14 protein-coding genes are annotated in these 11763 nt (G+C 32.4%); 7 read left to right on the top strand and 7 right to left on the bottom strand.

The features are described 5' to 3' along the window. Positions 1 to 33: 33 nt before the first annotated feature. Both ACUTSE_RS17725 and ACUTSE_RS17720 read right to left on the bottom strand, forming a co-directional pair. Entirely contained in the window at positions 34 to 633 is a 600-nt protein-coding gene (locus tag ACUTSE_RS17725) for a hypothetical protein (protein WP_445641218.1), read from the bottom strand. A gap of 233 nt (positions 634 to 866) precedes the next feature. Beyond that, complete coding sequence (locus tag ACUTSE_RS17720; protein WP_445641219.1) at positions 867 to 1067, bottom strand: hypothetical protein; 201 nt, start codon at positions 1065 to 1067, stop codon at positions 867 to 869. 488 nt (positions 1068 to 1555) lie between these two features. On the opposite strand from ACUTSE_RS17720, the gene ACUTSE_RS17715 reads away from it, so the two are divergent. From ACUTSE_RS17715 to ACUTSE_RS17690, 6 genes are all read left to right on the top strand, one after another. After that, positions 1556 to 2191 carry a tetratricopeptide repeat protein gene (locus tag ACUTSE_RS17715; protein ID WP_445641217.1) on the top strand — a complete coding sequence of 212 codons (636 nt, stop codon included), beginning with the start codon at positions 1556 to 1558 and terminating at the stop codon, positions 2189 to 2191. A 164-nt stretch (positions 2192 to 2355) separates the two neighbouring features. After that, the gene (locus ACUTSE_RS17710) at positions 2356 to 2706 is read left to right on the top strand and encodes a hypothetical protein (protein WP_445641216.1); all 351 of its coding nucleotides are present in this window, start codon (positions 2356 to 2358) and stop codon (positions 2704 to 2706) included. A 179-nt stretch (positions 2707 to 2885) separates the two neighbouring features. Then, entirely contained in the window at positions 2886 to 3428 is a 543-nt protein-coding gene (locus tag ACUTSE_RS17705) for a hypothetical protein (protein WP_445641215.1), read from the top strand. Positions 3429 to 3501: 73 nt separating this feature from the next. Then, positions 3502 to 3960, top strand: coding sequence for a hypothetical protein (locus tag ACUTSE_RS17700; RefSeq protein WP_445641214.1), 459 nt, complete (start codon positions 3502 to 3504; stop codon positions 3958 to 3960). A 246-nt stretch (positions 3961 to 4206) separates the two neighbouring features. Continuing rightward, on the top strand, positions 4207 to 4782 hold the full coding sequence (locus ACUTSE_RS17695; protein WP_445641213.1) for a hypothetical protein: 576 nt from the start codon (positions 4207 to 4209) through the stop codon (positions 4780 to 4782). A 135-nt stretch (positions 4783 to 4917) separates the two neighbouring features. Further along, on the top strand, positions 4918 to 5271 hold the full coding sequence (locus tag ACUTSE_RS17690; RefSeq protein ID WP_445641212.1) for a hypothetical protein: 354 nt from the start codon (positions 4918 to 4920) through the stop codon (positions 5269 to 5271). A 332-nt stretch (positions 5272 to 5603) separates the two neighbouring features. On the opposite strand, the gene ACUTSE_RS17685 is transcribed toward ACUTSE_RS17690, so the two are convergent. Continuing rightward, positions 5604 to 6821 carry a hypothetical protein gene (locus ACUTSE_RS17685; protein ID WP_445641211.1) on the bottom strand — a complete coding sequence of 406 codons (1218 nt, stop codon included), beginning with the start codon at positions 6819 to 6821 and terminating at the stop codon, positions 5604 to 5606. A gap of 89 nt (positions 6822 to 6910) precedes the next feature. Next, on the bottom strand, positions 6911 to 7855 hold the full coding sequence (locus ACUTSE_RS17680) for a hypothetical protein (protein WP_445641210.1): 945 nt from the start codon (positions 7853 to 7855) through the stop codon (positions 6911 to 6913). 301 nt (positions 7856 to 8156) lie between these two features. Between ACUTSE_RS17680 and ACUTSE_RS17675 the strand changes: the two genes are divergently transcribed. Next, positions 8157 to 9119, top strand: coding sequence for an MBL fold metallo-hydrolase (locus ACUTSE_RS17675; protein WP_445641209.1), 963 nt, complete (start codon positions 8157 to 8159; stop codon positions 9117 to 9119). A gap of 5 nt (positions 9120 to 9124) precedes the next feature. Here ACUTSE_RS17675 and ACUTSE_RS17670 read toward each other — a convergent pair whose 3' ends face one another. From ACUTSE_RS17670 to ACUTSE_RS17660, 3 genes are all read right to left on the bottom strand, one after another. Beyond that, positions 9125 to 9466, bottom strand: coding sequence for a winged helix-turn-helix transcriptional regulator (locus ACUTSE_RS17670; protein WP_445641208.1), 342 nt, complete (start codon positions 9464 to 9466; stop codon positions 9125 to 9127). A 162-nt stretch (positions 9467 to 9628) separates the two neighbouring features. Then, positions 9629 to 10138, bottom strand: coding sequence for a hypothetical protein (locus ACUTSE_RS17665; RefSeq protein ID WP_445641207.1), 510 nt, complete (start codon positions 10136 to 10138; stop codon positions 9629 to 9631). A gap of 402 nt (positions 10139 to 10540) precedes the next feature. Then, complete coding sequence (locus ACUTSE_RS17660) at positions 10541 to 11179, bottom strand: helix-turn-helix domain-containing protein (protein ID WP_445641206.1); 639 nt, start codon at positions 11177 to 11179, stop codon at positions 10541 to 10543. Positions 11180 to 11763: the final 584 nt, after the last annotated feature.

The following is an 11763-nucleotide window of genomic DNA, read 5'->3' as shown; positions in this document are numbered from 1 at the left end:
TTCTCCCCGATGTAATTATACAAATGTTTCATCTTACAAATTATTTTGTTTAATAGTATAAGTACAATCTATATTTGAATTTTCGTCATAGACAGATTGGGATACTAATATTTCTATATTACTTAATTGAAGATAATCTTTGATTCCATCTAAAAAAGCTATTAAAGTGGGAAAAGTTAGATACTGATCAATTTTATATTGTTTAGCAGCTCTGTGATAACGATCAACACCTTTCAAATGGATCACAGCATAATCTGACGTATATTCTTGCACATGAAACTTGAACTCCGGACTCGAAGTATAAATAGCAGAAATAGCGACCATAACCATTGACCTGCAATCTCGAACCATAGTAGAATCTTTAATTAGTGCTTGCTCTGCTTTTGCTTTGCCAAGATTGTAAAATAGTTTATCGGAGTGCAAACGTATTTTATCCACTCCATACTGCTCTCCTATTGACTGTAATTGCAAAGCATAGAATTGGGAGGTAATATTGGATAAATTAATCGCTAAGTCTGATACGGTCGAAGGAAGATATAAATCAATTAATTTCTCTTTAATCTGCTGTGAAGGATATTGATCATCCCCTCTTAAGAGACGTAATTCTTCAAATAAACTATTTTTTTCTTTCATCGTCACATATTTTATTATTCCACTTTTTAAGTTAAAAAAAAACAATACTTATAAAAATATAATAAAAAAATTATATTACAAATTAAAATAGCAAAAATTAATTTAAACAATAAAACATCTTAGTTAATTTTATATCGCTATTTTACAAAATAATTTGTTCCAAGAAAATCTAAAATTTCTGTTTTGTGAACCTCAAATACGTTTGCTGGTACTGGCTGTAATTCTCAATTCTTTTAAACTGCTTTGATATACTTCATATAGGGAACAAAGCTACTTTTTATCGCTTCTTCAGAACTATCTCTTTCAAACCTATAGTAAGCATAAACTCCTTGGTAATCGGCTTTGATATAACTAAATGTCACCTCAAAACGAGCCAACAATTGCGCTAGTGTATACTTGTATTTTCCTTGAGCAGTATACTCCTGTTCATCGATACCAACAGTAAGAGCGAGTGCGACTTTTTTATTTCCTACTCTTTAGCCACTCTCACTTCCATAAGTCCAACCGTAAGTTAATACCTCAGTATTGATCAGAATATTTATTTAATTCGTTTATCCATAATTTGTTGACGATAGAATCTTCAAAATTGGGGTGGATTACTATGATTAGTGTACGCTTCATTCCTTATCACTAATCGTTATTAATACTGTAGAAAAATAGAGTATTTTACTAGTATTTCGTATCTTTATAACCAATTTTTTGATACTATCAAAAAAGTAAGTAAAAGCCAAATAAGAATATAGAAAGGGTTGGACAAAACGGTACTTCATTTTGTTCCGTGAAAAACACTACTAGCTATTAACGCATTAAAACAGAAATCAGAGCATAGAAAATCTGAACGTAAAAACGAAAAAAAATAATCGATAAAGAACTGATATAAAATAACCTACATTAACGACAGATAACTGCAAATTCAACATAAATGGAACCAATCAAAAACGTTGAGGACTGGAATAATTTAGTAAATAAAGGAAATAAATCCGAAAATGATTTTTTACAAATAGCACAAGGATATGAAGACGGAATAATTTGTCCAAGTGGCCTTGAGGTTAAACCAAATTTAGAAAAAGCTTTTGAATGGTATCTAAAAGGTTCCGAGTATCATTACTGTAAAATTAGAGTTGCGGATTACTTATCTGAAGGATTGGGTTGTAAAAAAAATACAGAAAAATCAATACAGCTTTATAGGGAATTAATTTCCGAAAACATAGCCACTGCTGCCTTAAATTTGGCAACAGTTTATCGAGATTTAGGTAGTTATAAAGAGACCTATAAACTACTTTACAAAGCCTTCGAAATCGATCATGTGTATCCAATTGAACTTGCTTTTCTTTATTTGTATGGAATTGGAACGCCAACTAATAAACCGAAAGCTAAAGAATTATTTTTGACTATCACGAATAACAAAAATAGTTATTCCGTTTATGATGTTGAACAAGCTAATTATCAGTTAGCCTTATTTCACCTTGAAAATCAAGAAATTGAACAGGCTAAAAAACTACTTTTACAAAACGACAATGATTTTTCTGATGATCTCTTACGTATCATCGGAAGGTAAAACTGCAACAGCTAGTATCTATTTTGCAAAATGGCTAATTTTGAGCAAACATAAAGTATTTTTGTTGAAACAAAAGCTGATTATATTTAATTTTTCAGTTGCCTTAAAAAAGCACGAAAACCCTTTGTTCTGTATAAAAAATTCATTCTTAATTTTCTAATTCTATGGATAAAGAAACCGCACAATACATTGTAACCTATTTTTTCAATTTATTACCCTATAAAGAAAAATTAGCATGGAAACATTATGCTTCAATATTAAAATTAGAAGATAATGAAAATCCTAAAACTATAGAAATGTACAAAAGAAAAGGTTGGATAACTGATGATCAAGAAATCCTAGATTTACTTGAAAAGGGGTATGACAATTTTGAGATGGAAACTGCAAAAAAAATACTAGAAAAATATCCTACTCAAATTTTTCTAAATAAGTGTCCAAAATGCAACAAGTTAGCAAGAACACCTTATGCAAAACAATGTAGATTTTGTAGCTATACGTGGCACAATGAAAAATAACAACGACCTATTACATCTATTTTGCAAAATAGCTCATTGCAAATATTAAGCTTTTTCTTTATCAGCCAAAAAAGTCAATATCTATTGATTTTTATCTAAATTAGCTTTTATAACTTCGTGTATGCTTTGCAAAGCATACAAACCTTACACCTAATTTTCAAACACGCTTATTTTAAAAAATGAATGTTCAAACCAAATATCTTGAAAAAATAAAAGCCGAAAAGATCTTTATTGATATTTACACGGATTGTTTCGAGGAATCTCTATATGGATTTCTAGTTGATTTTAATGATGAGTTTATTCTTTTGGAAAAGTTCACAGATTTAGGTCAAGTTGATGGAATTTCAATTTTAAAGAGAGAAAATATTTCTCGAATTAGATGGGCTGGAAATGAAATCGAAACTGCCTCCAATTTTGCGCATCAAGAAAAGAAGCTTGAAAATATTGGGAACCTTAAAATTGATACTATTCCACGTATTTTAAAAACGGTTCAACGTATTTTTGGCTATGTAAATATCAGTATTCAGCATGTTGATCATGAAGCTTGTTTTATTGGCGAGATTGAAGACATGGATGAAGAAACTGTTGTAATGAATGAATACGGAACCTATCTCTCCCTTGATAGAAAAATTTTATTATTGGCTATGGAGGATATTACAAAAATTGAAGCTGGTGGACACTATGAAGAGAACTTAAAAAAGTTATTTCATAAAGAAAATTAGATAAAGGAAGCCGAGTAATTAGTTGAAAATTAAAAGAATTAAAAACTGCAGTTCCAAAAAGCAAAAACCATTTATGAATAAAATATGTTTTAGTTTATTACTTAGTTTCTTAAGTATGCTTTGTTTTTCACAAGAGCCAACCGCATTTAATTTTGATTCCTATCGAACAATCCATACTGACTTTGTACTTGATTTAACACAAGAAAATAACATCAGATATGATCGAGAAGCAGATCACACCATCATCGTACTTGCTGAACAAGATGAAATGCATCTGGGGTATTTTCACTTTAAACTCGACAAAGCAATTGATTCAACTGAAACTTACAAGAAGTCCCTACCTTATACTCATTTTGTACAAAATCTAAAACAGGAAATAGCGCATAAAAATGAGTGCTTAAAAAAGAAGAAGATAAAAAAAGCAGTCTCCTTCGAGAACTTAATCTATACTCCTATTTTGATTAAACTGACAAACAACAAAGAGACAAAGTACTATAAAAGTCAGATAGAGTATCAAGAAGTTGTCTTTTAGTTTATATTCAATTCCGTTTAAAGTATCCTTACTCGTCTATTTTTCTAATTCAGAGAAAAATATCAATCTAAGTACCTGTAACTAAAACAAATGAGAAAAATGTAATTTATTCCTGTTTCTTTCTCATTTTTTAATAACTATTAAATTCTTGTCCCCGCATATTTTTCTCGATATATTTACGTTTTATAAATAAATGATTCAGCTTTTATATATGCTCTTAGAAAAATGTACTCAAAAATTTAATGAATGAAAAAAACAATTATTTTATCTGCCACCTTACTAACATTTACTTTGTCAAGCTACGCACAAAGCGACACAAATACGATCGAAAACCAATTTAACACATTAATCAGTCAGTCTAATAACTGGCAAAATTACAAGGTAGTAGAAAAAAATAAATTACAACATGTACAACAAAATGTAAAAGATTCGATTCACAGTTTACAAACAACAATACGACAAAATAAAGCGGCTCTTATTGAACAAAAAACCTCAATTGATTCCTTATCCAATCAATTAACAGCGCTTCAAAAAGAGCTAACTATAGCCGTTGATCAAGAAAACAACCTTGATTTTATAGGAATTAGTACCCATAAAAGCACATTCAAAACAATCGTTTGGTCTATTATTCTTATTCTCCTCTTAGCTTTAGGTGTTTTATTTACTCAGTTTAAGAAAAGTTTTACGGATACAAAAGATGCGCGTAAAAAGCAACTAGATGCCGAAAGTGAACTAGAAGAATACAAGAAACTAGCTTTGGAACGCGAGCAAAAAATTAGACGCCAGCTTCAAGACGAACTCAATAAGAATAAACGCAATTAATACACTTTAAACAAAAGCATATAAAAGCATCGATTTTATTTACAAATTCACTAGGAGCTAATACATAATTAGCTCCTAGTGAATTACATTATACAATAGTAATTCCTTGCTCTAACAAGCATAAAAAACACTACAATGGCTTATTCCATCAAAAAAGAAGACGTAATTCAGTATAAACCCGAAGAATTAAAAAACTTCCACCTTTTTATACATGAATACATTGACAACTTAAATTTCACCTTTAATCCGTCGGATTTTTTATCTGATGCAGCGGACTATATCGCAATGGCAGCATCCTTATTTAAAGACGCGGGCTGGTCTGGAGATGGAGCAATACAACTAATCTGGGTTCCGCCATTTATTTGGGAAGGTTTTTCCACTGGTGAAGAGGCCAATGGTATTGTGCTTTGGCATGTAAAACAAAAAGAAGATGGGATTTCTTGGTTGCTTTCTCCTATAGCCTTTCCGATTAATACACAAGCTAGATAAGCTTTAGTAAAGCTCAACCTTGGTTTCATTCAGACTATAAACCTTCTTTTTATTCAAAAAAATAAAAATTCAAAAAATCTTCAAAATTGCCTCCTAATTTCGATTTTCATTACTAACCCTTTCAACAAAATTAGGTATGAAAAAGCGCAGTTATCAAATAATCGTTTGTATTTTTTTAGTTTGTATTTGCACGTCGTGCAAGAATGATGATGACAATCCAACGTGCCATTTACAGGTAAAAGTTAGATTACTAGATTAAAATTTCACCCCTTAACAAAGCGACTAATTTCTAACTTTGATTCGATATCATCACCATTTCTGCTATTTTCTACCTAACAGTTATAATAGGCTTCAGGGATGACTACTGATTTTTTTGTCATTTGTTCCAATTGACGGGCAAATTGATCGAAAAAATAGGTGTCTGCAGTAAAAACATAGAGGTACTCCTTTGTTTTGAAGTGAACAATAAGATCGGCATATCCAGCTCCTTTTGCAGGGAGAACATTCTGGAAGGTAAAATTTTCGATTTTATCTAGGTCTAGTATTAACGCAGTTTCCAGTCCGACAAACCCAATTTTATTTGTTGCTTGATCCAGCCAAATTCCACTTTTAGTTCCCTCAACTTCTCTTATCTTTGGCGGAATACGCTTCACTTCTTCTCTATCTTTATATCCTACTTGCAAATCTAAGCGACTCGGAAAAGGGAGAAATTCTGATAGCTCCATCACTTCTTCATAGGCTTCATTGTCTAAAAAAGAATCATATTCTCGTTTGTTGTAAAAATGAAGAGAGGTGCTACCATCGTCATAACCATGTTCTGCATCATAAGTATAACAAATCGATGCACTTATTCCTTCAGCAAAACCAAATTGCAAATAACACTGATCCGCTCTTTCATAACCATATTGTTCAACATCAATCGCATCATCAATCCAAAGTTCGCGCAATTGTTTGTAGCTTTTATCCGTATTGGTTTCATCGTATAGCGATACAAAATACTCTTGTACAGGAAGTGCAGCACTGCCGTGATCTGCATAGACTTCCAGTTGATGAATTAGCACTCCTTCTACCCGAACTGCATGTTTAAATCGCAAGTATTTAGAACCATACTCCGTAAAATAGGCTTCAACTACCCCAGATGCTTCCAGTTGTTCGTACGTCGTATCCCAAGAAATCATTTGCTTAGGTGTAGTATATACTTCGTAGCCCAAATCACCATCATTCAAATACTCCTCTAAGAGTTGGTAATTCTGCGCCATTTTCTTCGCCCAGATTTTTACTTTATCATCTTCTATTCTCGTTTTACACACGGCATAAAAGGTGGTATCATCAAAATGAAACCGATGAGACAATTCTTGATACATGCTCTCAAATCCCTTTAATTCAGTGGAGATATAGTGTTGATGATCCGCAAAAACAAATAGATAAGGCACATTCCCTAAAACCTGAACATAGGCATATTTTAAATTAGCCATTGCTATTTGTTCTATCGTTTCTCGGTCGTAATAAAAAAGAATATCTTTTTCTATCCAGGTCTCTTGTTTATCCATCTCGTATTTCATTTCCTCTAGTATACAAAGTTACAGGTTATCCATACCAAAATACATGCTTTTAGATGATACGCAATATCTTCTTTCTATTATAAATTATCAATTAGCACTCGAGTTCGATCATAGGGAGATTCCCAAAATCGTCGGATGATTGTTTTCAAATTATGCTCTTTCCCCAACGATTCATCATACGAATCCTCTGGAAATAAATAGACATCCCCAGATTGAATAGAAATTGAAAAACAATCCATTTGATCATCAAAATAGCCCTCTTCTTTTAGCTCACGTAAAACATCCAACAAGAGTAAATCTAAGGCTTTTCCCTCCAGTTCCGTTTTAGTATCTATCAAGATATCATCCATAGAAAGTGCTTGTTGATATGCCATTTTTGTAGGATCCCACAAATATTCAACATCCATTCTTTCCTTTTCAATTTCTACTTTAAAGTCCTTAAAACTTCCAGCAGATAATTTGTAAGCCTTACGTATTGGGTCTTTGGAAACAACTAAACCATACAATGTATCTTCTTGTGCTAAAGCCTCTACTTTGAGTTGATTAAAGCCATTCTTAAACGCTTGTAACACGCTGTTTTTATACGGTTGCAAAAGTACATAAGCCGTATTCACTTGTTGTCTAACAACGAAAGATGGTTCCTCCAAATCCTCAACTGCCTGATTGAGCATGTCGTTGAAACTCATTTTAAGGTCAATCAAATAATCATCCTCCAATAGAAATAGTTGTTGATTTTCTATTTTTGCTAGTAGCAAATTTTCACTGTACTCATCACCGATAGCAATAAAATCAGTGTACCCTAATTCTTGTATTAGTTCATTTTGCTCAATGAAGTCATCCTCTTCATTAAAAACTCCCCAAAATACGTTTTCATTCCATCCAAAAACGCTCAAATAAGCCTCAAAAAAGGGAGGGATATTCTTTGCTATCTTTTTATTTAATGTTTCGATTTCATCCAAAGTAAGCCCTGTGCCTTCTTCATAATAGTTCTTCGCTACTAGTTTTGCTATTATTTTTTCCATCCTGATATTATTCACCTATTATTAGGTTCAAAATAAAACAATTGTTTGGGATCAAGCACTCGCTAAAATCAGTGATTTTACAGTTCGCGTTTTCTTACCTCTTTCAGTTCTTCCTTTAATTGATTATAAAAAAAGTCATCAAAAGAGAAGCTGTCATTTGATAACCAACACTTGACACAATAAAAATCCATTTTTAAATTTAAAATACTGGTGACCTAAAGGTAACCTCTATTGCGTTTATGGTCTCTTTTAGAAACCATTAAATTCTAGCTTTGCTTGCTAAACATAAATAATACCAAATATGAAAAAAAGTAGACCAAACTTCATGACTTTTATACCTCTTCTTTTATGGTTATTAGTCAGTCAAAACCTTATAGGACAACCCTCTTTTTACACCATTCAATTGGGAGATTATAAAGTAACCGCACTCAGCGATGGCAGTGTCGATATTGATGTTGATGCCTTATTTGATGCTCAAGAGGGGGTGAAGGCTAGTGAATTAACAACAAAAGCTTTCTTGCAAAATCCTGTAGAAGTCAGTATCAATTCCTACCTTATTCAATCCCCAACCCATACTATTTTAGTTGATGTAGGTGCGGGCGATCTCTTTGGTGCAGCCGCAGGAAAATTGGTACAAAGTTTACATGCTTATGGGCTCCAACCCGAAGATATTACAGATATCTTGATTACTCATATTCACGTTGATCATGCGGGTGGATTAGCACGAGATAACAAAAGAGTATTTCCCAATGCTATCATTCACATCAATGAGGCGGAATTCACCTATTGGTTAGCAACCATGAATAGCGATGAAGCGAGAAATACTTTATCAGCAGAACAAAAAAAGATTGTAAAAGGTGTTCAAAATGCAGTTTCACTTTACAAAGACTCTAATCAAATTGCGACCTTTAAAAATCAGGCAGGCTCCCTCTTACCCGATATAAAAGTACTCCCTACAATAGGCCACACCCCTGGTCATACTGTATATCTCTTAGACAGTAAAGAAGAACAACTGTATTTTTGGGGAGATTTAGTTCATGTAGTAAGCGTCCAATTTGAATTGCCATTCATGACGAATCATTTTGATGAAGACCAAGATTTAGCTAAAAAAGTTCGAAATTCGTTTTACCAGTCTATGGCAGAAAAACAGTCTTTGATTGCTGGAGCCCATCAATCTTTCCCCGGTTTTGGTCGAGTACGACAACTACACCATCACTATGAATGGATAGCCGTTCCTTATAGTATTAAAGGACGAACAAAATAGGCAATTTACTCTTCTTGCTCGTACCCTTCTCCATTGTACTTTTGATTCCATAGCGTAAGTTGATTCAATATTTTAAGCAGTTCAATACCTTTTTCGGTCAACTTATACTCTACTCGTAGGGGAATCTCATTGTATTCTGTACGCGTAACAATTTCATCTTCTACCAATTCTTTTAATTGTTGTGTTAATACTTTCTTAGAGATAATTTCCACACGAGCAAAAATTTCACCAAAACGCAACGTTTTGATTCCTATGGCATAAATAATAATCGGTTTCCATTTCGTTCCAATGGTAGCCATAGTACGAGTCATAGGACAATTATGGCAGATAAATATATCGTTTTTCATGGCGTTTATTTGTATGGCCAAGATACAGAAAATATAGGCGAGTACGATATTATTTACGCTTCAACTCGCTGAATGGGGGCAGAAAACTGATTACAGCCAATTAAAAAAGCATTGTAGAAAACTACAATGCTTTTTTATATTATGCTGTGGAATTTCTAACAGTTAATTTAGATTCCAGTTATATCCTACACCAATTGCAATTGGCAACAATTCGTTATCCATAGATACACGACTGTCATCTTTAACGGCATCATAGTTATCCATAAACTTTTTAGAACGAATAGGCACATAAAGTCCTGTGCTGATTTTATTTCCTTTTCTTCCTACATAAATATCTAGATTGACACCAAAAGTTACACCATGAGAAACCATATCATATTCTGAAGCTCCGCTTACTTTAAGAACCCCATTATATCCATACATAACCATTGGATTGACAGACAAGTGATCGGTTGCTCTTATTTTATAAGAAGCACCAACATTCCATCCAACTCCATCAAAATTGTGCCCCAAACCAGCAAAAATACCAATATTTTCAATAGGTAAATATTCAATTTTACCTCCTATTCCACCATAATCAAGTCCAAATCCCAATCCTGCATAGATTAGATTCATTTTTTTCTCTTTTTGAGTAGGTGTGTCTTGTGCAAAAGCTGTAGAAGCTGTTGCCATAAAAAGCAAACTAAGGCTTAGTTGTTTAAAAAAAGTGTTCATAAGGTATCAATAATAATTACATGCTTTATCTAGGATAAAAATAACCAGCTCTGCAATGCAATACTGCATTTTTATTCTCCTCTTTGCGGCGGCAATATTACTAATTTTAACTTATTTAAAATAATTTTAACCTTAAAAACTGTTAATTAAAATACAGTCAAAATACAAAACTAAGCATCAACAATGAAATATATGCTAAACAATCCATAGCTCAGTTTAGATTTTCTTACTTCTTCATTTGGATACGTTACTTTCATATTGCAATTTCAATCGTTAGTACAATGAAAAAATATGGAGTTCCCCTCCTTTTCAATTTCTTATTTAACTCCTTTTCTTTTAGTAAAGAATAACCCCACAGAATTACAGCTGTATTAAATTCTTTACGTTAGGTAAAAATGCTCCATGAATACAAAAAACCTCTCTTACATCTTCAGGGCGAATCTCCAAGTTTTCAAAAGCGAAATTATCACTCACAAGAAATAAATTTCCTTCTGGTGTCACATGTTTAAAACGATAGCATAGAATTCCTCTATTTTCTACAACAAACACACAAATTTGCCATGGTAAGATATCCTTAAGCGCTATTCTTTTCACCAATACATAAGAGCTAACTTTGACAGTTGGAGACATATTTTCTACACCAATTTGAAATGCCATATCTACTTCTTCGGCAATTGGAAAAATACAAGAAGGAGAAGTGCTATAGCACTTTTCTGGATTCAAGAAATATTCAATATGATGGTCAACAGAGATCATTTTTACTCGTCGATCTTCTAGATTGATATTTAAAATAGAATGAGGATTTGTAAGGAATAAATCATTTAAGTCAATTTTATTTTTTTTACAGACCTCTATAATTTTATCATAGGCCAACGTCTCGCGTTTTTTCCATGTTGATAAAGTATTGGGTTTGATATCTAATACCTGAGCTAACTCTAAATCATTTCTATATCCAAGTAGCTGTTTTAATCTCGTAATTACTTCATTTGCTTGTACCATCTTTTTTTCTTTTTAAAACATTCTTCTTATTCACTAAAAATCAACTATTGTGCCAAAAAAATCTCATAACACCACTTTTTAGAAAAACATTTTTTTGAAAGGACCTTAACTAAACAAAAACCTAATAATCAGTATATTATAAAACAAAAAAGTTTTTTTTTATTAACTTTAAATTAACCATGTGTTTTATAAAACCAAGTAAATCAAGTATTTTCATGCTAAAAACTTCATTGCTTTTCTTACAGCATGATCGCAAACTGAGACTATCATTTGAATACTAGTCTATTCTATATAAGCAGGAAAGAAATTGAAAACTCCCTCCTTTTGAAAAGAAAAAAAGAGGCCAAAACAGACCTCTTTTGTAACAATATGTGCTGTTATATACCTTACAGCAAGGATCGTAAAAATTAATTCCATGAATATAAACTCACTACGTCTGTACCAACAACTCCATTACCACAGTAATTAAGCCGTAGACTTTTTCCCTATCCTCTATCAATTAATTAACCAACTTCAACTCCTTGACTAATCCTTCATTTTAAAGTTGATAAGGAAGGTGTTTATAAACTTGTATTTAGAAGAAA

The sequence above is a fragment of the Myroides sp. TSA_177.3 genome, from assembly GCF_052691955.1.
The sequence above is the reverse complement of the archived record's forward strand: the minus strand, read 5'-3'. Positions and strand labels throughout refer to the sequence as shown.

Coding starts and splice junctions, on each gene's coding strand:
- ACUTSE_RS17715 (WP_445641217.1), top strand. CDS start 1,556: ATGGAACCAATCAAAAACGTTGAGGACTGGAATAATTTAGTAAATAAA.
- ACUTSE_RS17660 (WP_445641206.1), bottom strand. CDS start 11,179: ATGGTACAAGCAAATGAAGTAATTACGAGATTAAAACAGCTACTTGGA.
- ACUTSE_RS17690 (WP_445641212.1), top strand. CDS start 4,918: ATGGCTTATTCCATCAAAAAAGAAGACGTAATTCAGTATAAACCCGAA.
- ACUTSE_RS17680 (WP_445641210.1), bottom strand. CDS start 7,855: ATGGAAAAAATAATAGCAAAACTAGTAGCGAAGAACTATTATGAAGAA.
- ACUTSE_RS17665 (WP_445641207.1), bottom strand. CDS start 10,138: ATGGCAACAGCTTCTACAGCTTTTGCACAAGACACACCTACTCAAAAA.
- ACUTSE_RS17675 (WP_445641209.1), top strand. CDS start 8,157: ATGAAAAAAAGTAGACCAAACTTCATGACTTTTATACCTCTTCTTTTA.
- ACUTSE_RS17670 (WP_445641208.1), bottom strand. CDS start 9,466: ATGAAAAACGATATATTTATCTGCCATAATTGTCCTATGACTCGTACT.
- ACUTSE_RS17685 (WP_445641211.1), bottom strand. CDS start 6,821: ATGGATAAACAAGAGACCTGGATAGAAAAAGATATTCTTTTTTATTAC.
- ACUTSE_RS17695 (WP_445641213.1), top strand. CDS start 4,207: ATGAAAAAAACAATTATTTTATCTGCCACCTTACTAACATTTACTTTG.
- ACUTSE_RS17710 (WP_445641216.1), top strand. CDS start 2,356: ATGGATAAAGAAACCGCACAATACATTGTAACCTATTTTTTCAATTTA.
- ACUTSE_RS17725 (WP_445641218.1), bottom strand. CDS start 633: ATGAAAGAAAAAAATAGTTTATTTGAAGAATTACGTCTCTTAAGAGGG.
- ACUTSE_RS17700 (WP_445641214.1), top strand. CDS start 3,502: ATGAATAAAATATGTTTTAGTTTATTACTTAGTTTCTTAAGTATGCTT.
- ACUTSE_RS17705 (WP_445641215.1), top strand. CDS start 2,886: ATGAATGTTCAAACCAAATATCTTGAAAAAATAAAAGCCGAAAAGATC.